The following is a 23,834-nucleotide window of genomic DNA, read 5'->3' as shown; positions in this document are numbered from 1 at the left end:
ATCTGAACGGCACCCGTAGCGTGGGGATCCGCAGGCTGGCACGGAAGATGCAATAGAGAAAATAAGATAACCAACAGGAGAACAAATGATGAAACGGAATAACAAAATGGGTCTGGCGCTGCTCGCGCTCTCTCTTATGGCTTTGGGCTCCACCTCAGCGTTAGCACAACATCACTGGGGCAATGGTAATGGGATGTCACAACAGGGCGGAATTCCAATGACCACTGAACAGCAGACTGCCGCCCAAAAAATATATGACGATTACTACACGCAGACCAGCGCATTACGCCAACAGCTGGTTTCCAAACGTTACGAATACAATGCGTTGTTAACCGCCAGCTCGCCGGATACTGCAAAAATTAATGCAGTGGCAAAAGAGATGGAGTCTCTGAATCAGTCACTCGACGAGCAGCGTGTTAAGCGGGATGTCGCGATGGCGCAGGCGGGTGTACCTCGCGCAGCCGGAATGGGTTACGGCGGATGTGGTGGTGGCGGTAACCATCGCGGCGGTGGTCATATGGGAATGGGTCACTGGTAAGCGTAGTCTGCCGAATGACGGCTTACGGTCCAGGTTTTCAGAAGGTCTTGGCTTTAGGTTGCCAGTGACAAAAATCCTCATTGGCGACCAGCAATAGCTGAGATCCTTCTGGCGCTTCCAGCCAGGCAACGCTTACATCTACCGATGAATGGCTCTGGCGGCGCTCAATATGGTTTATTGCCCATGAATCTAAGTCGGGCTTAATTGTCTCGCCCTCGCAGGTGGTGACCGTGTTATTCGCATGCCAGCGTCCCTGACGTAATACAACACGCCCCTGACGCAACGCGTCGCTGGTCTGGCGGATTTGATCGGCACGGTAGCGGTAGAGCGCTATTTGATCGCTGGAAAGCTGCTGCTTTTGCCCGTCAACTTCACGCTGCATGAAACTCAGCTCGCCCCGGTCATCGAAGCGTATGCGAATATGCTCCGGCGGCTTGCTGTATACATTAAGTTCTATCAGAGAGAGCGAATCACCCTGCCAGCGGTATTCACTGGTGGTGGTCTCGCCTTTACGCCACGGACTAAATACCGAGAGCAAGTGAACATCGTCACTGGAATCTTTACGCCAGACACGCACCGCCCCCTGATCGCCAACATAGCCGCTGGCCGTGAACGGAGGAAGCTCAGAATGGCGACTGCAGGCTGACAGCAACAGAACACCTGAAAGCCAAAGCGTATGACGCCAGATGGACAAAAGGGGCGAAACCGCCCCTTCGTTAAAACTGTTCACTGCCACGCGAATTACTTAACCGCGTCTTTCAGTGCTTTACCAGAAACAAATGCCGGTACGTTAGCTGCGGCGATTTTGATTTCTTTACCGGTCTGCGGGTTGCGGCCAGTGCGCTCAGCGCGGTGGTTCACTTTGAAGGTACCGAAACCAACCAGTTGTACAGCATCGCCTTCTTTCAGAGACTCAGTAATAGCAGCCAGAGTGGATTCCAGAGCAGCTTTAGCCTGGGTTTTAGACAGTTCTGCTTTGTCTGCAATTACATCAATCAGTTGAGTCTTGTTCATAAGTTATCCTTACAATGTGTTTATCGCTTGCTAAGCATCGAGTGCGACGGAAATGCCAAAAAAGCACTCTCCTGCATACACGCACCGATAGCCACTTTTTTTCGCCCCCCAAATGTAGACCAGACCGGGGGCGGATGGGAAGCCTTCAGGCACGACAAATCAGGCGTTAAATCACGTTTTGTTGTGTCATTGCTGAAAATTTATACCAATATTGCTCTCGCCAGCCTCGCGCAGGTCTGCACGCAGCCCTTTTATCAGTTCAATATCGCGTTCTTCACAGTCGGCCAAAAGTCGGAATATTTCCCACTGAATATCCCATTCTTGTTCAACGGCAGGGTTTTCTTTCAGCTCTTCATCGGTCATTTCGCGACCAGCCTGAGTCATTTCCAGCATCGCGACCGTCGTGATCGAAGCTTTACTGACTTCAATCGCGTGCTCGAGAGTTTCACCACTCAAACGTGAGTGCATCAATTCACTTAATGCCACGCAAGCATCAATTGCCGGATAAACGCCGTACAGATCGTAATCATCTGCCGACGGGATAGCCTCTTCAAACTTCTCCAGTTGGCTGTCAAAGTTGATTTTTGCATCTTTGACCGTCAGCGCTTCCCAAATCAAATCCAGAATTCGGCGGTAAATTTGCCCATCGCCAAACTCAGTTTGCTTACAGAACATGGCGTAGTTTGGGTACATGCGCTCGCACAGGCATGCCATAAAAGTGACGTGCTGCCAGCTTTCCAGCTTCTCCAGGCGCAAATGAATCGGATTTTGTAACATGTTGAGTTCTCAAATACGGAAATTAGCGGCAGTTTACCCGATATGGGGTGTTTTTGCTGCAAGCCGCGAAAATGCCGGGCGTTCCGATGCTACCGCATCCGCCCAGCGAGTCGGTTCCGGCAGACGATAGCCGTTCATACAGCGCTGCACCCACGCCAACGCGCTGTCCATGCCCACGCGATGACCAGTAGAGATAAACAGTGGATTACAGCGTGCTTTGCTACGCCAGACCCATGCCAGCTGCTCACCGTTATCCAGTAGCGGAGATAAGGCACCAGGTTCAGCGGCAAGCGGTTCAAATTTACCGCACAGTCGCTTTTTCGCCACACCAATTGTCGGCACATCCACCAGCAGACCAAAATGGCTGGCGACACCCAGACGGCGAGGATGGGAAATCCCGTGTCCGTCCACAAACAGCAGATCCGGCTTTTGTGATAAAAGCTGCCACGCCGCCATTAGTGCGGGAGTTTCACGAAAAGAGAGAAAACCGGGGATATACGGCATGGTGGTGGCGATACGCGCCACCTTGTATTCAACCAGCTCAAGCGTGGGGTATTTCAGCAAGACCATCGCGGCTCGCGTCACTTCACCGCCCTGCTCAAACCCAACATCCGCCCCACCGATCAGATCCGGCGGATCGTTCTCAAGGCGATCCTCCCGGATCACCGAAGAAGCCAGTTCAAGCTGTTTTGCGCGCAGCGACGCGAGATCCATGCTGATTCCTTAGCGGTGGTACTGTTCGGACAAGCGATGCACCGCCTCCACGAAGACACCCGCATGCTCTGGCGGCACGTCCTGGTGAATACCGTGACCAAGGTTAAAGACGTGCCCTTCGCCCTGACCAAACCCAGCGAGAATGGTCGCCACCTCTTCTTCGATACGAGCTGGCGGCGCATACAGCATGGACGGGTCCATATTGCCCTGCAGCGCCACGTTATGACCAACACGACGACGCGCATCAGCAATATCCGTCGTCCAGTCGAGACCTAATGCATCACAACCGGTTTCCGCCATCGCTTCCAGCCACTGTCCACCGCCTTTAGTGAACAGCGTTACCGGCACGCGGCGACCTTCGTTTTCACGCAGCAAGCCATCAACAATTTTGTGCATGTAGTAGAGAGAGAACTGCTGATAATCACGCCCGGTCAACACACCGCCCCAGGTGTCGAAGATCATCACCGACTGCGCACCCGCTTTGATCTGTGCGTTCAGGTACAAGGTGACGCTTTTCGCCAACTTATCAAGCAGCAGATGCAGAGCCTTAGGGTCGGCGTACATCATCTTTTTAATCACGGTGAAGGCTTTGCTGCTGCCGCCCTCTACCATATAGGTTGCCAGCGTCCACGGGCTACCGGAGAAGCCGATCAGCGGCACTTCGCCCTTCAGTTCACGGCGAATAGTACGTACCGCATTCATAACGTATCCCAATTCACCTTCAGGATCCGGAATCGGCAATTTATCAACATCGGCTTTACAGGTAATTGGCGAGGTAAAACGTGGACCTTCACCGGCTTCAAAATGGAGACCAAGCCCCATTGCATCCGGAATAGTCAGAATGTCCGAAAAGAGGATCGCCGCATCGAGTTTATATCTGCGCAACGGCTGTAGCGTCACTTCACATGCCAGCTCGGCATTTTTGCACAGCGACATAAAATCGCCCGCCTGTGCTCGGGTGGCTTTGTACTCCGGCAAATAGCGGCCCGCCTGGCGCATCATCCATACTGGAGTGACATCAACGGGCTGGCGCAGCAGCGCACGCAGGTAACGATCGTTCTTCAGTTCGGTCATTTTTATATTCCTTATAGCGTCAGACCGCCAGTGTATCACTACTCGAAGTTTACTCGTACTCGGCCCGACACATCGCGACGGTATCTTCGATCAGTCGACGCGCAACGGTTCCCGGCGGGGGAAGAAGCGGTAAATCATCGTAGCGATACCAGTTCGCTTCCAACAGCTCTTTCGGGTCGATTACAATCTCGCCACTGTCGTACTCTGCCATAAATGCGGTCATCAACGACTGCGGAAACGGCCACGGTTGGGAGGTGACGTAGCGCAGGTTCTTCACCTTGATACCGCTCTCTTCCATCACTTCACGTGCTACCGCCTGTTCTAATGTTTCCCCCACTTCGACAAAACCCGCCAGCACGGTATGCACGCCATTGCGATGGCGAACATGCTGGGCAAGAAGAAGGCTGTCATCACGGCGGATAGCAACGATAATACAGGGCGCAATTTGTGGGTAGTAGCGTTCACGGCAGTGGCTGCACAGCATCGCCCATTCGGTTTTACTCGGGTACATAGCATGGCCGCAGTAACCGCAGAATTTGTGCGAGCGATAGAACTCCGCCAGTTGCACACCGCGTCCGGCCAGTTGAAACAAGCCTACATCCTGATCGATAACCTGACGCACCGAGCCCATATCATGCCGTCGCTGCTGCTGCACCAGCCAGACCGTATCCCCTTCCCATTCGCCGATCGGCAGTGCGCGCTGTCCTACAAGATCAAAATTTGCCGCTTCACCATATGGCAGCTCTCCGCGAGGTAGCCAAATTTTTTGCTCATGGCTGACAATCCACCAGCCGCTGTCTAATTTTTCAATTATACGATCCATATCTCTTGCGCAACCTTTGCTTCACAGGCATGTTGTTTACATTATTTTTACATTTATGGGCGAGCAGTTCTTAAACATCACTTGCGGAGTCAATCATGCTAAACCAGCTGGAAAGCCTGACGGAGCACGTCGGAGGAAGTAATAAACTGGTTGATCGCTGGCTACATGTACGTAAGCACCTGCTCGTGGCTTACTACAATCTGGTTGGCATTAAGCCTGGCAAAGAATCGTACATGCGGCTCAATGAAAAAGCGCTGGATGATTTTTGTCAAAGCCTGGTCGATTACCTATCCACCGGACACTTCAGTATTTATGAACGTATTCTCCATAAATTGGAAGGGAACGGGCAGCTTTTAAAAGCAACAAAAATTTGGCCATCACTGGAAGCCAATACGCAGCTGATCATGGACTATTATGATTCCAGCCTGGAAACCGCGATTGATCATGACAACTTCCTTGAATTTCAAAAGGCTTTGTCCGATCTTGGCGAGGCACTGGAAGCCCGGTTTGTGCTGGAAGATAAGCTGATTATGCTGGTGTTTGACGCGATGCATGACAATGCCATGATCAAACGTCCTGCTTGAGATCTGCAGCATTAACGAGTAGTTTACATTCATTACCTCTAATCATCAGAGGTTGCTTCTTGTCGGAGTGCCTTACGTGAAAGCGTAGGCTGAGACCGTTAATTCGGGATCCGCGGAACCTGATCAGGCTAATACCTGCGAAGGGAACAAGAGTAATTCAGCTTTATGCTGCTGCCTTCACAGGCGGCGCGCATCCATTACTCAATCCGTCGTCTGACAAGCCATATCCTTACTTTTTTTGGAATGAGCTATGTCTGCCACTACTAAACCATCACGTCGCGAACAGCGCGCCCAGGCCCAACACTTTATCGATACCCTGGAAGGAACCGCCTTTCCTAACTCGAAACGCATCTACATCACCGGTTCGCAGCCGGATATCCGTATTCCGATGCGTGAAATCCAGCTTAGTCCGACGCTGACCGGCGGTTCGAAAGACAATCCGCAGTTTGAAGATAACGAAGCTGTACCGGTGTACGATACCTCCGGCCCGTACGGCGATCCGGATGTGGCGATTAATGTCCAGAGGGGCCTGGCAAAGCTGCGCCAGCCATGGATTGCAGCACGTAACGACAGCGAAGAGCTTAATGACCGCAGCTCGGCGTACACCAAACAACGTCTGGCCGATGATGGCCTTGACGAGTTACGCTTCACAGGCCTGCTGACGCCAAAGCGCGCCAAAGCCGGTAAGCGCGTCACGCAACTACACTACGCCCGTCAAGGGATCGTCACCCCTGAGATGGAGTTTATCGCTATCCGCGAAAACATGGGCCGCGAGCGTATTCGTAGTGAAGTGTTACGCCACCAGCACCCGGGGATGAGCTTTGGCGCACGCCTGCCAGAAAATATCACGCCGGAATTTGTGCGTGATGAAGTCGCCGCCGGACGCGCCATCATACCTGCCAACATCAACCACCCGGAATCGGAACCGATGATTATCGGCCGCAATTTTCTGGTGAAGGTCAACGCCAATATCGGCAACTCAGCGGTCACCTCTTCCATCGAAGAAGAGGTCGAAAAACTGGTGTGGTCTACACGCTGGGGGGCGGATACGGTGATGGACCTTTCTACAGGTCGCTATATTCACGAAACTCGCGAATGGATCCTGCGTAACAGCCCGGTACCAATCGGTACCGTACCGATCTACCAGGCGCTGGAGAAGGTCAACGGGATCGCCGAAGATCTGACCTGGGAAGCGTTCCGCGACACACTGCTGGAGCAGGCAGAACAGGGCGTCGACTACTTCACCATCCACGCAGGCGTGCTGCTGCGCTACGTACCAATGACCGCCAAACGTCTGACCGGGATTGTTTCGCGCGGCGGTTCAATTATGGCGAAATGGTGTCTTTCGCATCACAAAGAGAACTTCCTGTTTGAGCACTTCCGCGAAATTTGCGAAATCTGCGCCGCCTATGATGTTTCGCTCTCATTAGGCGACGGCCTGCGTCCTGGCTCGATTCAGGATGCCAACGACGAGGCGCAATTCTCCGAGCTGCATACGCTGGGAGAACTGACCAAAATTGCCTGGGAATATGACGTACAGGTGATGATTGAAGGCCCGGGCCATGTACCGATGCAGATGATCCAACGCAATATGACCGAAGAGCTTGAACACTGCCATGAAGCGCCGTTCTACACCTTAGGACCGTTGACCACCGATATCGCGCCAGGTTATGACCACTTCACCTCCGGCATTGGCGCCGCGATGATTGGCTGGTTCGGATGTGCGATGCTCTGTTACGTCACGCCGAAGGAGCATCTCGGCCTGCCGAACAAAGAGGATGTAAAGCAGGGGCTAATCACCTACAAGATTGCCGCGCACGCCGCTGATTTAGCCAAAGGCCATCCTGGTGCGCAAATCCGCGATAACGCCATGTCGAAAGCACGCTTTGAATTCCGCTGGGAAGACCAGTTTAATCTGGCACTCGACCCATTCACCGCCCGCGCCTATCACGATGAAACCCTGCCGCAGGAGTCAGGCAAAGTCGCCCACTTCTGCTCGATGTGCGGACCGAAATTCTGCTCAATGAAAATCAGCCAGGAAGTTCGCGACTACGCCGCCGCGCAAACCATTGAAGTCGGCATGGCCGATATGTCAGAAAACTTCCGCGCCAAAGGTGGCGAAATCTACCTGAAAAAGGAGGAAGCGTGATGTATCAGCCTGATTTTCCTACGGTGCCTTTTCGTCTCGGCCTTTACCCGGTCGTCGACAGCGTGTTGTGGATTGAGCGTCTACTGGAAGCAGGCGTGCGCACGATCCAACTGCGCATTAAAGACAAGCGAGATGGAGAAGTTGAAGCCGACGTGGTTGCCGCCATTGCGCTGGGGCGGCGCTACAACGCCCGGCTGTTTATCAACGACTACTGGCGACTGGCAGTAAAACACCAGGCTTACGGCGTGCATCTGGGACAGGAAGACCTCGAAACCACCGACCTGAAGGCTATTCAGGCTGCAGGTTTGCGCCTTGGTGTGTCGACCCACGATGATATGGAGATCGACGTGGCGCTCGCCGTTCGCCCGTCTTACATCGCACTAGGACATGTCTTTCCGACGCAAACCAAACAGATGCCATCTTCCCCACAGGGGCTGGCACAACTGACGAACCATATTAAGCGGCTGGCTGATTACCCCACCGTCGCTATCGGCGGAATAAGCCTTGAACGAGCGCCAGCAGTGCTGGCTACCGGTGTCGGTAGTATTGCCGTGGTTAGTGCAATCACTCAGGCCGCAAACTGGCGTGCTGCCACGACCCAACTGCTCGGAATCGCGGGAGTCGGCAATGAATGATCGTGATTTTATGCGCTACAGCCGCCAAATATTACTGGGCGATATTGCCATTGAGGGCCAGCAAAAGCTCAACGCAAGCCACGTGCTGATTATCGGTTTAGGCGGATTAGGTTCACCCGCAGCGCTGTATCTGGCGGGTGCGGGCGTAGGAACACTGGTACTGGTTGACGATGACGATGTGCATCTGAGCAACCTGCAACGCCAGATCCTGTTCACTACCGATGATATCGCCCGGTCAAAATCGCAGGCTGCGCAGCAACGACTGACGCGGCTCAACCCGGATATCGAACTGGTAGCATTACAGCAGCGTCTGACGGGCGATGCCCTCAGACATGCCGTTGCACATGCCGACGTGGTGCTCGACTGTACCGATAACATGGCGACCCGCCAGGAGATCAACGCCGCCTGCGTGGCGCTGAATACGCCTCTCATCACCGCCAGCGCGGTCGGTTTTGGCGGTCAGTTAATGGTACTCACGCCCCCCTGGGAACAGGGCTGTTACCGCTGCCTGTGGCCAGATGATGTGGAACCGGAACGCAATTGTCGCACTGCGGGCATTGTCGGTCCGGTCGTCGGAATAATGGGAACGTTGCAGGCACTGGAAGCCATCAAATTGCTGAGCGGCATTGAAACACCCACAGGTGAATTACGCCTGTTTGACGGTAAAACCAGCCAGTGGCGCAGCCTGGCGCTGCGTCGTGCCAGCGGTTGTCAGGTATGTGGGGGGCAACATGCAGATCCTGTTCAATGATGAACCTATACAGTGTATCGAGGGACAAAACGTCAGCAACCTACTGGTTCAGCTTAATCAGCTTAAACCCGGTACAGCGCTGGCGCTGAATCAACAGATCCTGCCGCGCGAGCGGTGGGAGCAGCAAATCGTGCAGGAAGGCGACCAGATCCTGCTTTTTCAGGTTATAGCAGGGGGTTGATATGTTACGAATTGCCGACAAAACGTTTGATTCACATCTGTTCACCGGGACCGGAAAATTTGCGTCATCGCAACTGATGGTGGACGCCATTCGTGCTTCTGGTAGCCAGTTAGTGACGCTGGCAATGAAGCGCGTGGATTTACGTCAGCACAACGACGCGATCCTGGCGCCATTAGTAGAGGCTGGCGTGACACTGCTACCCAACACGTCTGGAGCAAAAACGGCGGAAGAAGCTATCTTTGCTGCACAACTGGCGCGTGAAGCGCTGGGGACAAACTGGCTGAAGTTAGAAATTCACCCGGACGCCCGCTGGCTGCTACCGGACCCGATAGAAACGCTGAAAGCCGCCGAAGCACTGGTGAGGCAGGGATTCATAGTGCTCCCCTACTGTGGCGCTGACCCGGTGTTGTGCAAGCGGCTGGAAGAAGCTGGTTGTGCGGCAGTAATGCCGCTCGGTGCGCCTATAGGCTCCAACCAGGGGCTGGAAACGCGAGCCATGCTGGATATCATCATTCAGCAAGCGACCGTCCCGGTGGTCGTTGACGCAGGTATCGGCGTACCCAGCCACGCCACACAGGCACTGGAAATGGGTGCCGACGCGGTACTGGTCAATACAGCGATAGCTGTGGCGGACGATCCAGTGATGATGGCAACCGCCTTCCGCCTGGCAGTTGAAGCGGGTGTTTTGGCTCGTCAGGCGGTACCGGGAAGCCGCAGTTCACACGCGCAAGCCACCAGCCCGTTAACCGGATTCCTGGAGGTAATGGCATGAATACGTTCAGCGATCGCTGGCGACAACTGGACTGGGACGACATCCGCCTGCGTATCAACGGTAAGACTGCTGCTGACGTACAACGGGCTCTCAACGCTTCGCAGCTTAGTCGCGATGACCTGATGGCTCTGCTCTCTCCTGCTGCTGCTGACTATCTGGAGCCACTGGCGCAGCGGGCGCAGAAACTTACCCGCCAACGCTTTGGTAACACAGTGAGTTTTTACGTTCCGCTGTACCTTTCCAATCTGTGTGCCAACGACTGTACCTACTGCGGCTTTTCAATGAGTAACCGCATCAAGCGTAAAACGCTGGATGACGTGGAGATTGCTCGCGAGTGCGAGGCCATTCGCAAGCTGGGATTTGAGCATTTGTTGCTGGTGACTGGGGAGCATCAGAGTAAGGTCGGCATGGATTACTTCCGTCGCCATTTACCCGCTATTCGTCGCCAGTTTTCCTCTTTACAAATGGAGGTACAACCGCTGTCAGAAGCGGAATATGCAGAACTAAAGGCGTTAGGACTGGATGGCGTAATGGTTTATCAGGAGAGCTATCACGAGGCGATTTACGCCCATCATCATCTGAAGGGGAAAAAGCAGGACTTCTTCTGGCGGCTGGAAACGCCGGACAGACTGGGTCGTGCCGGAATCGACAAAATTGGTCTTGGGGCGTTGATTGGCCTATCCGACAGCTGGCAGGTTGATTGCTACATGGTGGCCGAACATCTGCTGTGGATGCAACAACATTACTGGCAGAGCCGTTATTCTATCTCCTTCCCTCGCCTGCGTCCGTGCACCGGAGGTATAGAGCCGGCATCAATTATGGACGAGCGTCAACTGGTACAAACCATTTGCGCATTTCGCTTGCTGGCTCCGGAAATTGAACTGTCGCTCTCCACCCGCGAGTCGCCGTGGTTTCGCGATCACGTCATTCCGCTGGCAATTAACAACGTCAGCGCCTTTTCAAAAACGCAGCCCGGTGGTTATGCCGACAATCATCCTGAACTGGAACAGTTCTCTCCTCACGACGACCGTCGCCCGGAAGCCGTTGCCAACGCACTGATGGCAAAGGGGTTACAGCCCGTGTGGAAAGACTGGGATAGCTATCTTGGACGCGCTTCGCAAACGCGATGAACCATCATGTAAGAGCATAAGTATTTTACGAGCCACTACGTAATGTGAAAAACGGGAGCTTGTCGTCAGGCTGCCGTTTTTTTATTTTGTCTCCGTCAGTCACGGAAGCTGACCAGGGCAGAAGTTATCTTCCTCATTTTGCCCTGCCTTCACCTCGACAGATCTTACCTGGTTCTGTGAAAAATATCGTTCCAGCCGCACCACCGGTAAATTAATACCCATCCTATATGGCTGGGTGGCGTCGCAAGCAAATTATCCGGCCAACAACAGCATTTCTTCAGGCAAAAAAAAACCCGCCGAAGCGGGTTTTTTATTACGGTCAACAACGATTAATCGTTATCAGAACCACCCAGACCTGCGTTCAGCAGTTCTGCCAGGCTGGCAGATGCATCTTCCGCAGTAACCTGAGGTGCTGCTGGCAGTTCGCCCGCAGCACGACGGCGCATACGATCCTGATGGTACGCATAACCGGTACCAGCTGGGATCAGACGACCCACGATGACGTTCTCTTTCAGACCGCGCAGTTCGTCGCGTTTGCCCGCAACGGCTGCTTCGGTCAGCACGCGAGTAGTCTCCTGGAACGATGCCGCAGAGATGAAGGACTCGGTTGCCAGAGATGCCTTGGTGATACCCAGCAGATCGCGGGAGAAAGTCGCCGCAACTTTGCCGTTCGCTTCCAGTTCGCGGTTAGCGATCTTGACGCGGGAGTATTCAACCTGCTCGCCTTCGAGGAAGTCGGAGCTACCAGCACTTTCGATGGTCGCTTTACGCAGCATCTGACGAACGATAACTTCGATGTGTTTATCGTTAATCTTAACGCCTTGCAGACGATATACGTCCTGTACTTCGTTGGTGATGTAACGCGTTACCGCGTGTACGCCACGAAGACGCAGGATGTCGTGTGGCGCTTCCGGACCGTCGGAAACCACATCACCACGTTCTACACGTTCACCTTCGAACACGTTGAGCTGACGCCATTTCGGAATCATCTCTTCGTACGGTTCGCTGCCGTCTAACGGAGTAATAACCAGGCGACGCTTCCCTTTGGTTTCTTTACCGAAGGAAATGATACCGCTGATTTCCGCCAGGATTGCCGGCTCTTTCGGACGACGAGCTTCGAACAGGTCCGCAACGCGCGGCAGACCACCGGTAATATCCTTGGTACCGCCTGATTCCTGAGGAACACGCGCCAGGGTGTCACCTGAGCTGATCTGCACGCCATCTTCCAGCTGAACAATCGCTTTACCCGGCAGGAAGTACTGAGCAGGCATATCGGTACCTGGGATCAGAACGTCGTTGCCCTGGGCATCAACAATTTTCAGTGCCGGACGCAGGTCTTTACCACCCGCAGTACGCTCTGCAGAATCCAGAACCACCAGAGAAGACAGACCGGTCAGCTCGTCGGTCTGACGAGTAATGGTCTGGCCGTCGATCATGTCAGTGAAGCGGACAAAACCACTCACTTCGGTGATAACCGGCATGGTGTGCGGATCCCAGTTTGCAACGGTTTCGCCGCCAGCAACCTGTTCGCCATCACCTTTCGCCATAACGGAGCCGTAAGGCACTTTATAGCTTTCTTTGGTACGACCGAATTCGTCGATCAGTTTCAGTTCGGTGTTACGTGAGGTGATAACCAGTTTACCGCTGGAGTTCACAACCGACTTCGCATTGCTCAGACGGATGCTACCTTTGTTTTTCACCTGGATGCTGGATTCAGCAGCCGCACGAGATGCCGCACCACCGATGTGGAACGTACGCATCGTCAGCTGTGTACCCGGCTCACCGATGGACTGTGCCGCGATAACGCCGATTGCTTCACCTTTGTTGATGATGTGGCCACGCGCCAGGTCACGACCATAGCAGTGCGCACATACACCAAAGTCGGTGTCACAGGATACGACGGAACGTACTTTGACGGAGTCAACGGAGTTCTCTTCCAGCAGATCACACCACTGCTCGTGCAGCAGGGTGTTGCGTGGAACCAGAATATCCGCCGTACCCGGCTTCAGAACGTCTTCAGCAGTCACACGACCCAGAACGCGATCACGCAGCGGCTCTTTAACATCACCACCCTCGATAACCGGGGTCATGGTGATACCTTCCAGAGTGCCACAATCGTCTTCAGTGACAACCAGATCCTGCGCGACGTCAACCAGACGACGAGTCAGATAACCGGAGTTAGCTGTTTTCAGTGCGGTATCCGCCAGACCTTTACGAGCACCGTGAGTAGAGATGAAGTACTGGAGTACGTTCAGACCTTCACGGAAGTTCGCGGTGATCGGCGTTTCGATGATGGAGCCATCCGGCTTCGCCATCAGACCACGCATACCTGCCAGCTGACGAATCTGTGCTGCAGAACCACGCGCACCGGAGTCGGCCATCATGTAAATGCTGTTGAAGGAAACCTGCTGCTCTTCGACGCCGTCACGGTTAATAACGGTTTCAGTTTGCAGGTTATCCATCATCGCTTTGGATACACGATCGTTCGCCGCAGCCCAGATATCGATAACTTTGTTGTAACGTTCGCCTGCGGTTACCAGACCAGACTGGAACTGCTCCTGGATCTCAGCAACTTCAGCTTCCGCTTCAGAGATGATCTCGTGTTTCTTCTCTGGGATGACCATGTCATCAATACCAACAGATGCACCTGAACGCGCTGCATAAGCAAAGCCGGTGTACATTGTCTGGTCAGCGAAGATAACGGTCGGCTTCAGGCCCAGAATGCGGTAACAGGTGTTCAGCATTTTGGAGATTGCTTTCTTGCCCAGCGCCTGGTTGACGATGGAGAAAGGCAGACCTTTCGGTACGATCATCCACAAAATAGCACGGCCAACGGTCGTGTCTTTCAGGCTGGTTTTCGCAACGAATTCGCCGTTTTCATCTTTTTCATATTCGGTGATACGCACTTTAACGCGCGCATGCAGAGAGGCCAGACCTGCGCGATAGATACGCTCAGCTTCTTTCGGGCCAGTCAACACCATGCCTTCGCCTTTGGCGTTAACACAGTCACGGGTCATGTAGTACAGACCCAATACAACGTCCTGAGACGGAACGATGATAGGTTCGCCGTTCGCCGGAGACAGAATGTTGTTGGTAGACATCATCAGCGCACGCGCTTCGAGCTGGGCTTCCAGCGTCAGCGGTACGTGAACAGCCATCTGGTCACCATCGAAGTCGGCGTTATACGCCGCACAAACCAGCGGGTGCAGCTGGATAGCTTTACCTTCGATCAGTACCGGTTCAAATGCCTGGATACCCAGACGGTGCAGTGTTGGCGCACGGTTCAGCAGTACCGGGTGTTCGCGGATAACTTCGTCCAGGATATCCCAAACGACAGCTTCCTCACGCTCAACCATTTTCTTAGCGGCTTTGATGGTGGTGGCGAGGCCACGCAGTTCCAGCTTGCCGTAAATGAACGGTTTGAACAGTTCCAGTGCCATTTTCTTCGGCAGACCGCACTGATGCAGACGCAGGTATGGACCTACGGTGATTACAGAACGACCGGAGTAGTCAACACGCTTACCGAGCAGGTTCTGACGGAAACGACCCTGTTTACCTTTGATCATATCGGCCAAAGATTTCAGAGGACGTTTGTTAGAACCGGTGATCGCACGACCGCGACGACCGTTATCCAGCAGGGCGTCGACCGCTTCCTGCAGCATACGTTTTTCGTTGCGTACGATGATGTCCGGCGCAGCCAGATCCAGCAGACGTTTCAGACGGTTGTTACGGTTGATAACGCGACGATACAGATCGTTCAGATCCGACGTTGCGAAACGACCACCATCCAGCGGAACCAGCGGACGCAGATCTGGCGGCAGAACCGGCAGAACGGTCAGAATCATCCACTCTGGCTTGTTACCAGACTGTACGAACGCTTCCAGCAGTTTGATACGCTTGGTCAGCTTTTTACGCTTGGTTTCGGAGTTGGTTTCGTTCAGCTCTTCACGCAGAGTTTCACACTCTTGCTCCAGATCCATGCTTTTCAGCAGAGCCTGGATAGCTTCCGCACCCATCTTCGCGTCGAATTCGTCACCGAACTCTTCCAGCGCATCCAGATACTGCTCTTCAGTCAGGATCTGTTGGCGTTCCAGGTTAGTCATACCGCCTTCGATTACCACATAAGATTCGAAGTACAGTACGCGCTCGATATCGCGCAGCGGCATATCAAGCAGCAGGCCGATACGGGACGGCAGAGATTTCAGGAACCAGATGTGAGCGGTCGGAGATGCCAGCTCGATGTGGCCCATACGCTCACGGCGTACTTTAGTCTGGGTCACTTCAACGCCGCACTTCTCACAGATCACACCACGGTGTTTCAGGCGCTTGTACTTACCGCACAGGCACTCGTAATCTTTTACTGGCCCAAAGATACGGGCGCAGAAAAGGCCGTCACGCTCAGGTTTGAACGTACGGTAGTTGATGGTTTCCGGCTTCTTAACTTCACCAAAGGACCATGAACGGATCATGTCTGGCGATGCCAGAGCAATTTTGATCGCATCAAACTCTTCGGTTTTAGTTTGCGCTTTCAGAAACTTTAATAAGTCTTTCACGGATTTGCTCCCGTCGGAGTTAGCACAATCTGGTGCTGGCTGTTACGCCAGCACCAGTGACCTGTATGAGCGAGAGTTACTCGTCTTCCAGCTCGATGTTGATACCCAGCGAACGAATCTCTTTCAACAATACGTTGAAGGATTCCGGCATGCCTGGTTCCATCTGATGGTTGCCGTCCACGATGTTTTTATACATCTTGGTACGACCATTTACGTCATCAGACTTAACGGTGAGCATTTCCTGCAGGGTGTATGCTGCGCCATATGCTTCCAGCGCCCACACTTCCATCTCCCCGAAGCGCTGACCACCGAACTGAGCCTTACCACCCAGCGGCTGCTGAGTAACCAGGCTGTAAGAACCGGTAGAACGCGCATGCATCTTGTCATCAACCAGGTGGTTCAGTTTCAGCATGTACATGTAACCAACGGTAACCTGGCGCTCGAATTGCTCACCGGTACGACCGTCGAACAGTGTGATCTGACCGGAAGTCGGCAGGCCACCCAGCTGTAACAGTTCCTTGATTTCAGACTCTTTCGCACCGTCGAAGACCGGCGTTGCGATCGGCATACCTTTTTTCAGGTTTTCAGCCAGACGCAGAACTTCTTCATCGCTGAAGGTACTCAGGTCAACTTTCTGACGAACGTCGGCACCCAGATCATAGGCACGCTGGATGAACTCGCGCAGTTTCGCGACTTCTTCCTGCTGTTTCAGCATGGCGTTGATCTTATCGCCAATACCTTTCGCAGCCATACCCAGGTGGGTTTCCAGAATCTGACCGATGTTCATACGAGATGGTACGCCCAGCGGGTTCAGCACGATGTCTACCGGCGTACCGTTAGCATCATGAGGCATATCTTCGATCGGGTTGATCTTAGAAATTACACCCTTGTTACCGTGACGACCTGCCATCTTATCACCAGGCTGGATCCGACGTTTAACCGCCAGATACACCTTAACAATCTTCAGCACGCCTGGTGCCAGATCGTCGCCCTGAGTGATTTTACGGCGTTTCGCTTCGAGTTTTTTCTCGAACTCGTGTTTCAGTTCGTCGTACTGCTCAGCCAGCTGTTCCAGCTGATTTTGTTTCTCTTCGTCGGTCAGGCCGAGTTCCAGCCAGCGATCACGAGGCAGTTTGTCGAGCTTCTCAGCTTCAACGCCACCGGCAACCAGCACCGCGTAGATACGACTGAACAGGCCAGCTTCGAGGATCTGCAGTTCTTCAGACAGGTCTTTCTTAGCCTGTTTCAGCTGCATCTCTTCGATTTCCAGCGCACGTTTGTCTTTCTCTACGCCATCGCGAGTAAAGACCTGAACGTCGATAATCGTACCGGAAACACCGTTTGGTACGCGCAGAGAAGAGTCTTTAACATCAGACGCTTTCTCACCGAAGATCGCACGCAGCAGCTTCTCTTCTGGCGTCAGCTGGGTTTCACCTTTCGGCGTTACCTTACCAACCAGAATGTCGCCACCGGTCACTTCTGCACCAATGTAAACGATACCGGACTCATCCAGTTTGGAGAGCGCAGCTTCACCCACGTTCGGGATGTCAGCGGTGATCTCTTCCGGCCCCAGCTTGGTGTCACGGGACACACATGCCAGTTCCTGAATATGGATGGTGGTGAAACGGTCTTCCTGAACAACACGCTCGGAAACGAGGATGGAGTCTTCGAAGTTATAGCCGTTCCACGGCATGAACGCGACGCGCATGTTCTGACCGAGCGCCAGTTCACCGAGGTCGGTGGACGGACCGTCTGCCAGTACATCACCACGTTCGACCGGCTCACCCAGGGACACACAAGGCATTTGGTTGATACAGGTGTTCTGGTTAGAACGGGTGTATTTGGTCAGGTTATAAATGTCGATACCTGCTTCGCCCGGGTACATCTCGTCTTCGTTAACTTTGATAACGATACGGGAAGCATCCACGTACTGAACGGTACCGCCACGTTTAGCAACTGCAGTAACACCGGAGTCAACGGCAACAGCACGCTCCATACCGGTACCAACCAGCGGCTTATCAGCGCGCAGAGTTGGAACGGCCTGACGTTGCATGTTCGCACCCATCAATGCACGGTTGGCGTCATCGTGTTCCAGGAACGGGATCAGGGACGCACCGACGGAAACCACCTGTTGGGTGGATACGTCCATGTAGTCAACCTGGTCGCGGCTGAACAAGCTGGATTCGCCTTTGCTACGGCAAGTTACCAGGTCTTCTACAAAGTGGCCTTCGTCATCCAGGTTGGAGTTCGCCTGAGCGATAACGTAGTTGCCTTCTTCGATAGCAGACAGGTAATGAATTTCGTCAGTTACAACACCATCGGTCACTTTACGGTACGGAGTCTCAAGGAAACCGTATTCGTTAGTCTGTGCGTACACGGACAGGGAGTTGATCAGACCGATGTTCGGACCTTCAGGCGTTTCGATTGGGCATACGCGACCATAGTGAGTCGGGTGTACGTCTCGAACTTCGAAGCCTGCACGTTCACGGGTCAGACCGCCTGGGCCGAGTGCAGAGATACGACGTTTGTGCGTAATCTCAGACAGCGGGTTGTTCTGGTCCATAAACTGAGACAGCTGGCTGGAACCAAAGAACTCTTTCACTGCTGCAGAAATCGGTTTGGCGTTGATCATATCCTGAGGCATCAGGGTATCCAGATCGCCCAGAGACAGACGCTCTTTCACCGCACGCTCTACACGTACCAGGCCAACGCGGAACTGGTTTTCCGCCATTTCGCCTACGGAACGGATACGACGGTTACCGAGGTGGTCGATATCATCGACTTCGCCTTTACCGTTACGGATATCGATGAGCTTCTTCATCACGTCAATGATGTCGTCTTTGCTCAGGATACCGGAACCTTCGATTTCGTCGCGCAGCAGAGAACGGTTGAACTTCATACGACCAACCGCAGAGAGATCATAGCGGTCTTCGGAGAAGAACAGGTTCTCGAACAGGCTTTCAGCAGCTTCACGAGTCGGCGGCTCACCAGGACGCATCATGCGGTAGATTTCTACCAGTGCGCTCAGACGATCGTTTGTTGGGTCGACGCGTACAGTTTCAGAAATGTACGGACCGTGGTCCAGATCGTTAGTGAACAGCGTTTCGATACGCTTGTGACCAGACTGGCTCAGCTTAGCCAGCAGATCCAGGCTCAGCTCCATGTTAGCTGCGCAGATTAGCTCGCCAGTGGATTCATCAACGTAGTCTTTAGACGCAACTTTACCAGCAATGTACTCAACCGGAACTTCGATATGTTTGATATCGTCTTTTTCCAGCTGGCGAATGTGGCGCGCAGTGATGCGACGGCCTTTTTCGACGTAGATTTTGCCGTTAGCTTCGATGTCAAAGGAGGCGGTTTCACCACGCAGGCGTTCCGGCACCAGTTCCATCTGCAACTTATTGTCGCGGATCTCAAAGACGACTTTTTCAAAGAACAGATCCAGAATCTGCTCAGTGGTGTAGTTCAGCGCACGCAGAATAATGGTCGCAGGCAGTTTGCGGCGACGGTCAATACGTACGAACAGGTTGTCCTTCGGATCGAATTCGAAGTCCAGCCAGGAACCACGGTAAGGAATGATGCGCGCGTTATACAGCACTTTACCCGAAGAGTGGGTTTTACCTTTGTCGGAGTCAAAGAAGACGCCAGGACTACGGTGCAGCTGAGAAACGATAACACGTTCAGTACCGTTGATTACAAAGGTACCGTTGTCAGTCATGAGCGGAATTTCGCCCATGTAGACTTCTTGTTCTTTAATGTCTTTTACGGTGCCTTCCGGCGCTTCGCGCTCGTAGATCACCAGACGCAGTTTTACGCGCAGCGGTGCGGAATAGGTCACGCCACGAATCTGACATTCCTGAACGTCAAACACCGGTTCGCCAAGGCGATAGCTGACGTATTGCAGCTCGGAGTTACCGCTATAGCTCTGAATCGGGAAAACGGAACGGAAAGCTGCTTCCAGACCATACTGCCCTTCAGGATCTTGCTCGATGAACTTCTGAAACGAGTCAAGCTGGATAGAAAGGAGATAAGGTATGTCCAACACTTGTGGACGTTTACCAAAATCCTTACGAATACGTTTTTTCTCGGTATAGGAGTAAACCATTAGGGTTCCTCAGCTCGCTGACAAGTCGACCCATCTGTCCGACGAAGGGACAGTTTGTGCAACACTATTTTGTTGACCGGAAAATCGAATACTTTCCGCAATGCCTGTTGCTATCACGCTTAAACCATTTCATTGCGATTTACACAGAACTAACGCTCTGTCGCAGTATATTAAGGCGTCGATAGAAACAAGCATTGAAAGGCACAGCAGTAGTCAAACAGTGTGAAATGCTACTGGCGCCTTACAGCGCAAAAAGGCTGGTGACTAAAAAGTCACCAGCCATCAGCCTAATTGCTTAGGCTGCAACCAGAAAAGTTGGCTTATTTAACTTCAACTTCAGCGCCAGCTTCTTCCAGAGATTTTTTCAGTGCTTCTGCGTCGTCTTTGCTCACGCCTTCTTTCAGAGCAGCCGGTGCAGATTCTACCAGGTCTTTAGCTTCTTTCAGACCCAGGCCAGTTGCGCCACGTACTGCTTTGATAACAGCAACTTTGTTAGCGCCAGCAGCTTTCAGAATTACGTCGAATTCAGTTTTTTCTTCAGCTACTTCAGCCGGGCCAGCAGCTACAGCTACAGCAGCAGCAGCGGAAACACCGAATTTTTCTTCCATTGCAGAAATCAGTTCTACAACGTCCATTACGGACATAGCGGATACTGCTTCAATGATTTGATCTTTAGTGATAGACATTTAAATTGTTCCTGAAAATCAGAATAAGTTTATACGTAAGCAGATGCTTGATAAAGATAACTGCGATTAAGCAGCTTCTTTCGCATCGCGAACAGCAGCCAGAGTGCGAACCAGTTTGCCAGCCGAAGCTTCTTTCATGGTTGCCATCAGGCGTGCAATTGCTTCTTCGTAGGTCGGCAGAGTTGCCAGGCGATCGATTTGCGATGCCGGGATCAATTCACCTTCAAAGGCTGCGGCTTTGACCTCAAATTTTGCATTCGCTTTCGCGAAATCTTTGAACAGACGAGCAGCTGCGCCCGGGTGTTCCATAGAATATGCAATCAGGGTCGGACCAACGAACGCGTCTTTCAGGCACTCAAACTGAGTACCTTCAACAACACGGCGCAGCAGGGTGTTACGAACAACACGCATGTATACGCCGGCTTCGCGACCTGCTTTACGCAGTTCAGTCATTTTGTCTACAGTTACGCCACGGGAATCCGCAACTACTGCAGACAGCGCGCCTTTGGCTACTTCGCTGACTTCAGCAACAATCGCTTGTTTGTCTTGAAGATTTAAAGCCATTAGCTTTGCTCCTGGATGTTTGCCGGAACTCATGTTCCGGAACTCACTTCACTCTTCCCAACGGACAGAGCGTCTAAATACGGTGAGCAGAAACAAGCCAGAGTATCAGAAATAATCTTAGCGTTCTGTCACCGTCTACGCAGGGCATTAAGCTTCTTACGAAACACCTGCGGTCTTCGACGGAGGCCTGGATAGGCCAGGCTCCAACGAACAAATCTGTTTATTTGCTAACTTTCGTTAGCAAACGTGGGGGTAGAATTGTAGACAAATTCACCGCCCACGTAAAGCTAATCTTAGCTGTTCGCAGACGCGCTCAGACCAGCTTGATCAACGGCAACGCCAGCACCCATGGTGGTGGAGAGGCTAACTTTCTTGATGTACACGCCTTTTGCCTGAGTTGGTTTCGCTTTTTTCAGCGCAACCAGCAGAGCTTCCAGGTTTTCTTTCAGTTTGTCAGCGTCAAAATCCACTTTACCAATGGTAGTGTGGATGATGCCGTTTTTGTCGTTACGGTAACGAACCTGACCCGCTTTAGCGTTCTTAACCGCTTCAGCAACGTTCGGAGTTACAGTACCAACTTTCGGGTTTGGCATCAGGCCACGCGGACCCAGAACCTGACCCAGCTGGCCAACAACGCGCATTGCATCCGGGGAAGCAATAACAACGTCAAAGTTCATTTCGCCTTTCTTGATCTGGTCAGCCAGATCTTCCATACCTACCAGCTCAGCGCCTGCAGCTTTAGCAGCTTCAGCGTTTGCACCCTGGGTAAATACGGCTACGCGAACGGAACGGCCAGTACCGTGCGGCAGTACAGTTGCACCACGTACGTTCTGATCAGATTTACGAGCATCGATGCCGAGGTTAACAGCAACGTCCACGCTTTCTACGAATTTAGCAGTGGCCAGCTCTTTCAGCAGAGCAATAGCTTCGTTGATGTCATACTGTTTAGTTGCATCAACTTTGTCACGGATCACGCGCATACGCTTGGTCAGTTTAGCCATTTCTTAGTCCTCCACTACCAGGCCCATGGAACGTGCAGTACCTTCAATGGAGCGAGTCATCGCTTCAATGTCGGAACCAGTCATGTCGGCAGCTTTGGTCTGCGCGATTTCCTGCAGCTGAGCGCGGGAAATTTTACCCACTTTGTCTTTGTTCGGCTTACCGGAACCAGACTTGATACCAGCCGCTTTCTTCAGCAGAACTGCTGCCGGAGGCGTTTTGGTAACGAAAGTGAAAGAACGGTCAGCATAAACGGTGATAACAACCGGGATCGGCAGACCTTTTTCCATGGAATCAGTTTTTGCGTTGAACGCTTTGCAGAATTCCATGATGTTCACGCCTTGTTGACCCAGTGCTGGACCTACCGGCGGACTCGGGTTAGCCATACCAGCTGCAACCTGCAGCTTGACATAGGCTTGGACTTTCTTAGCCATTCTAAATTCCTCTAGTTGGGTTATAGCGCCTCAGAGAGGCTCCCCGTGATAAAATTCGTTTTACGGATGCTATCCATAAAAACAAAAGGCGCGAAATTGTATTCCAATCTCGCGCCTTGTGCAACGATTAAATCGCCGCTTTTTTGATCGACGTGTTAGGCTTTTTCAACCTGAGCGAAGTCCAGTTCAACCGGAGTCGCACGACCGAAGATAGAAACAGAAACTTTCAGACGAGACTTCTCGTAATCGACTTCTTCAACAACACCGTTAAAGTCAGCAAACGGACCGTCACTAACGCGAACCATTTCACCCGGCTCGAACATCGTTTTCGGACGCGGTTTATCACCAACCTGCTGCAGACGGTTCATGATCGCATCAACTTCTTTGTCGCTGATTGGCGCCGGACGGTCAGATGTACCGCCGATAAAGCCCATCACACGCGGCACACTGCGCACCAGGTGCCAGCTTGCATCGTTCATCACCATCTGGACCAGTACATAGCCCGGGAAGAATTTGCGTTCGCTTTTACGACGCTGGCCACCACGGATTTCGACCACTTCTTCGGTCGGCACCATGACTTCGCCAAACAACTCTTCCATATTTTGTAACTTGATATATTCACGCAGCGATGTAGCTACGCGACCTTCAAAACCGGAAAACGCCTGAACGACGTACCAGCGCTTTTTAGGGGCTTCAGACATCTTAGAACCTCAGGCCAGTGATAAAGGATACCAGGCGAACCAGAATACCATCCAGTCCCCACAGGATCAGTGACATTACTGCGGTAACCGCAGCCACAATCAGCGTGGTGTGCAATGTTTCCTGGCGAGTCGGCCAAATGACCTTACGGACTTCGGTTCTCGCTTCACGGGCAAAAGCAACGGTCGCTTTACCTTTTGTTGTCAACAGCGCGACACCACCCGCTGCAGCAATCAGAATCACTACGGCCAGCGCACGCAGCGGCAACATCATGTCACGATAGAGGTAGTTGCCAACGATAGCTACAAGCAGCAATACAGCGACAACAACCCACTTCATCGCTTCCAGGCCGCGCCCGCTTCCTTGAGCTTCGGTATTCGCACTCATAAACCAACCTGTCAGAAGTATTCTACAAACATTTTCACCCCGCGTAAGCGAGGCGATCCAAACCGAAATGCTCTGGTGCGTTTCGGACTAAACGCCCTCTTCAGAGCCTGTCTCAGCAATGATTATGACAAAAAAAATCACTGATGAGCCAGGTTCTGGTGTGAAAGCGTGCAAAAAGGGCATCAAATGATGCCCTTTTATTGCGCATTGCGTCAAATGTTATCGGCAATTAGCTCATTACTTTGGCAACAACGCCCGCGCCAAC

General features: G+C 52.7%; 22 protein-coding genes and 1 riboswitch. Of the genes, 8 read left to right on the top strand and 14 right to left on the bottom strand.

The genetic code is table 11. From position 1 onward, the window contains the following. Positions 1-88 precede the first annotated feature (88 nt). Positions 89-538: a zinc resistance sensor/chaperone ZraP gene (gene zraP / locus AACS05_RS00915; protein WP_045449394.1), complete on the top strand. Its 450-nt coding sequence runs from the start codon at positions 89-91 to the stop codon at positions 536-538. A gap of 37 nt (positions 539-575) precedes the next feature. Here the strand turns inward: zraP and AACS05_RS00910 are convergent, their stop codons facing one another. The 6 genes from AACS05_RS00910 to nudC form a co-directional block, all read right to left on the bottom strand. Then, on the bottom strand, positions 576-1,268 hold the full coding sequence (locus tag AACS05_RS00910) for a DUF1481 domain-containing protein (protein WP_045449391.1): 693 nt from the start codon (positions 1,266-1,268) through the stop codon (positions 576-578). 11 nt (positions 1,269-1,279) lie between these two features. After that, positions 1,280-1,552 carry a nucleoid-associated protein HU-alpha gene (gene hupA / locus AACS05_RS00905; protein WP_001044509.1) on the bottom strand — a complete coding sequence of 91 codons (273 nt, stop codon included), beginning with the start codon at positions 1,550-1,552 and terminating at the stop codon, positions 1,280-1,282. A gap of 186 nt (positions 1,553-1,738) precedes the next feature. Beyond that, positions 1,739-2,329, bottom strand: coding sequence for a YjaG family protein (locus AACS05_RS00900; RefSeq protein ID WP_003842015.1), 591 nt, complete (start codon positions 2,327-2,329; stop codon positions 1,739-1,741). A gap of 33 nt (positions 2,330-2,362) precedes the next feature. Next, positions 2,363-3,043 (bottom strand): deoxyribonuclease V, encoded by a 681-nt coding sequence (gene nfi / locus AACS05_RS00895; protein ID WP_045438385.1) that lies wholly within the window; start codon positions 3,041-3,043, stop codon positions 2,363-2,365. Positions 3,044-3,052: 9 nt separating this feature from the next. Beyond that, positions 3,053-4,117, bottom strand: coding sequence for a uroporphyrinogen decarboxylase (gene hemE, locus AACS05_RS00890; protein WP_045438381.1), 1,065 nt, complete (start codon positions 4,115-4,117; stop codon positions 3,053-3,055). Positions 4,118-4,166: 49 nt separating this feature from the next. Then, positions 4,167-4,940 (bottom strand): NAD(+) diphosphatase, encoded by a 774-nt coding sequence (gene nudC / locus AACS05_RS00885; protein WP_045438378.1) that lies wholly within the window; start codon positions 4,938-4,940, stop codon positions 4,167-4,169. A gap of 95 nt (positions 4,941-5,035) precedes the next feature. Between nudC and AACS05_RS00880 the strand changes: the two genes are divergently transcribed. From AACS05_RS00880 to thiH, 7 genes are all read left to right on the top strand, one after another. Next, on the top strand, positions 5,036-5,524 hold the full coding sequence (locus AACS05_RS00880; RefSeq protein WP_045438375.1) for an Rsd/AlgQ family anti-sigma factor: 489 nt from the start codon (positions 5,036-5,038) through the stop codon (positions 5,522-5,524). A gap of 53 nt (positions 5,525-5,577) precedes the next feature. After that, positions 5,578-5,687: riboswitch (TPP riboswitch) on the top strand. A gap of 87 nt (positions 5,688-5,774) precedes the next feature. After that, positions 5,775-7,673 carry a phosphomethylpyrimidine synthase ThiC gene (gene thiC, locus AACS05_RS00875; RefSeq protein ID WP_045438364.1) on the top strand — a complete coding sequence of 633 codons (1,899 nt, stop codon included), beginning with the start codon at positions 5,775-5,777 and terminating at the stop codon, positions 7,671-7,673. Next, positions 7,673-8,308, top strand: coding sequence for a thiamine phosphate synthase (gene thiE / locus AACS05_RS00870; protein ID WP_045438362.1), 636 nt, complete (start codon positions 7,673-7,675; stop codon positions 8,306-8,308). The genes thiC and thiE overlap by 1 nt, the downstream gene beginning before the upstream one ends. After that, positions 8,301-9,059 (top strand): thiazole biosynthesis adenylyltransferase ThiF, encoded by a 759-nt coding sequence (thiF, locus tag AACS05_RS00865; protein WP_045438360.1) that lies wholly within the window; start codon positions 8,301-8,303, stop codon positions 9,057-9,059. Before thiE ends, thiF begins: the two co-directional genes overlap by 8 nt. Then, positions 9,040-9,240, top strand: coding sequence for a sulfur carrier protein ThiS (gene thiS / locus AACS05_RS00860; RefSeq protein ID WP_045438358.1), 201 nt, complete (start codon positions 9,040-9,042; stop codon positions 9,238-9,240). Before thiF ends, thiS begins: the two co-directional genes overlap by 20 nt. Before the next feature lies 1 nt (position 9,241). Further along, positions 9,242-10,012 (top strand): thiazole synthase, encoded by a 771-nt coding sequence (thiG, locus tag AACS05_RS00855; protein WP_045438356.1) that lies wholly within the window; start codon positions 9,242-9,244, stop codon positions 10,010-10,012. Beyond that, complete coding sequence (thiH, locus tag AACS05_RS00850; RefSeq protein ID WP_045438353.1) at positions 10,009-11,142, top strand: 2-iminoacetate synthase ThiH; 1,134 nt, start codon at positions 10,009-10,011, stop codon at positions 11,140-11,142. The genes thiG and thiH overlap by 4 nt, the downstream gene beginning before the upstream one ends. 329 nt (positions 11,143-11,471) lie before the next feature. Here the strand turns inward: thiH and rpoC are convergent, their stop codons facing one another. From rpoC to secE, 8 genes are all read right to left on the bottom strand, one after another. Beyond that, on the bottom strand, positions 11,472-15,695 hold the full coding sequence (rpoC, locus tag AACS05_RS00845; protein ID WP_045438350.1) for a DNA-directed RNA polymerase subunit beta': 4,224 nt from the start codon (positions 15,693-15,695) through the stop codon (positions 11,472-11,474). Between the two features lie 76 nt (positions 15,696-15,771). Next, positions 15,772-19,800, bottom strand: a complete 4,029-nt coding sequence (gene rpoB, locus AACS05_RS00840; RefSeq protein ID WP_045438347.1) for a DNA-directed RNA polymerase subunit beta — start codon at positions 19,798-19,800, stop codon at positions 15,772-15,774. Positions 19,801-20,120: 320 nt separating this feature from the next. Continuing rightward, positions 20,121-20,486, bottom strand: a complete 366-nt coding sequence (gene rplL, locus AACS05_RS00835) for a 50S ribosomal protein L7/L12 (RefSeq protein ID WP_045438343.1) — start codon at positions 20,484-20,486, stop codon at positions 20,121-20,123. Positions 20,487-20,552: 66 nt separating this feature from the next. Further along, the gene (rplJ, locus tag AACS05_RS00830; RefSeq protein WP_007704673.1) at positions 20,553-21,050 is read right to left on the bottom strand and encodes a 50S ribosomal protein L10; all 498 of its coding nucleotides are present in this window, start codon (positions 21,048-21,050) and stop codon (positions 20,553-20,555) included. 293 nt (positions 21,051-21,343) lie between these two features. Beyond that, positions 21,344-22,051 (bottom strand): 50S ribosomal protein L1, encoded by a 708-nt coding sequence (gene rplA, locus AACS05_RS00825; protein WP_045438335.1) that lies wholly within the window; start codon positions 22,049-22,051, stop codon positions 21,344-21,346. Positions 22,052-22,054: 3 nt separating this feature from the next. Next, complete coding sequence (gene rplK, locus AACS05_RS00820) at positions 22,055-22,483, bottom strand: 50S ribosomal protein L11 (RefSeq protein WP_003033122.1); 429 nt, start codon at positions 22,481-22,483, stop codon at positions 22,055-22,057. Between the two features lie 155 nt (positions 22,484-22,638). Then, positions 22,639-23,184: a transcription termination/antitermination protein NusG gene (nusG, locus tag AACS05_RS00815; RefSeq protein ID WP_003033125.1), complete on the bottom strand. Its 546-nt coding sequence runs from the start codon at positions 23,182-23,184 to the stop codon at positions 22,639-22,641. A 1-nt stretch (position 23,185) separates the two neighbouring features. Beyond that, positions 23,186-23,569, bottom strand: a complete 384-nt coding sequence (secE, locus tag AACS05_RS00810; RefSeq protein WP_003033128.1) for a preprotein translocase subunit SecE — start codon at positions 23,567-23,569, stop codon at positions 23,186-23,188. Between the last annotated feature and the right edge of the window lie 265 nt (positions 23,570-23,834).

The organism is Citrobacter sp. S-77, from assembly GCF_963864895.1.
Classification (GTDB): Bacteria; Pseudomonadota; Gammaproteobacteria; order Enterobacterales; family Enterobacteriaceae; genus Citrobacter; species Citrobacter murliniae.
Note: the sequence above shows the minus strand (reverse complement) of the source record. Positions and strands in the feature narration are given on the sequence as shown.

Coding starts and splice junctions, on each gene's coding strand:
- rplL (WP_045438343.1), bottom strand. CDS start 20,486: ATGTCTATCACTAAAGATCAAATCATTGAAGCAGTATCCGCTATGTCC.
- rplA (WP_045438335.1), bottom strand. CDS start 22,051: ATGGCTAAACTGACCAAGCGTATGCGCGTGATCCGTGACAAAGTTGAT.
- thiG (WP_045438356.1), top strand. CDS start 9,242: ATGTTACGAATTGCCGACAAAACGTTTGATTCACATCTGTTCACCGGG.
- thiH (WP_045438353.1), top strand. CDS start 10,009: ATGAATACGTTCAGCGATCGCTGGCGACAACTGGACTGGGACGACATC.
- thiE (WP_045438362.1), top strand. CDS start 7,673: ATGTATCAGCCTGATTTTCCTACGGTGCCTTTTCGTCTCGGCCTTTAC.
- hupA (WP_001044509.1), bottom strand. CDS start 1,552: ATGAACAAGACTCAACTGATTGATGTAATTGCAGACAAAGCAGAACTG.
- thiS (WP_045438358.1), top strand. CDS start 9,040: ATGCAGATCCTGTTCAATGATGAACCTATACAGTGTATCGAGGGACAA.
- nfi (WP_045438385.1), bottom strand. CDS start 3,043: ATGGATCTCGCGTCGCTGCGCGCAAAACAGCTTGAACTGGCTTCTTCG.
- nudC (WP_045438378.1), bottom strand. CDS start 4,940: ATGGATCGTATAATTGAAAAATTAGACAGCGGCTGGTGGATTGTCAGC.
- rpoB (WP_045438347.1), bottom strand. CDS start 19,800: ATGGTTTACTCCTATACCGAGAAAAAACGTATTCGTAAGGATTTTGGT.
- hemE (WP_045438381.1), bottom strand. CDS start 4,117: ATGACCGAACTGAAGAACGATCGTTACCTGCGTGCGCTGCTGCGCCAG.
- AACS05_RS00900 (WP_003842015.1), bottom strand. CDS start 2,329: ATGTTACAAAATCCGATTCATTTGCGCCTGGAGAAGCTGGAAAGCTGG.
- AACS05_RS00880 (WP_045438375.1), top strand. CDS start 5,036: ATGCTAAACCAGCTGGAAAGCCTGACGGAGCACGTCGGAGGAAGTAAT.
- thiC (WP_045438364.1), top strand. CDS start 5,775: ATGTCTGCCACTACTAAACCATCACGTCGCGAACAGCGCGCCCAGGCC.
- secE (WP_003033128.1), bottom strand. CDS start 23,569: ATGAGTGCGAATACCGAAGCTCAAGGAAGCGGGCGCGGCCTGGAAGCG.
- thiF (WP_045438360.1), top strand. CDS start 8,301: ATGAATGATCGTGATTTTATGCGCTACAGCCGCCAAATATTACTGGGC.
- zraP (WP_045449394.1), top strand. CDS start 89: ATGAAACGGAATAACAAAATGGGTCTGGCGCTGCTCGCGCTCTCTCTT.
- nusG (WP_003033125.1), bottom strand. CDS start 23,184: ATGTCTGAAGCCCCTAAAAAGCGCTGGTACGTCGTTCAGGCGTTTTCC.
- rplJ (WP_007704673.1), bottom strand. CDS start 21,050: ATGGCTTTAAATCTTCAAGACAAACAAGCGATTGTTGCTGAAGTCAGC.
- rplK (WP_003033122.1), bottom strand. CDS start 22,483: ATGGCTAAGAAAGTCCAAGCCTATGTCAAGCTGCAGGTTGCAGCTGGT.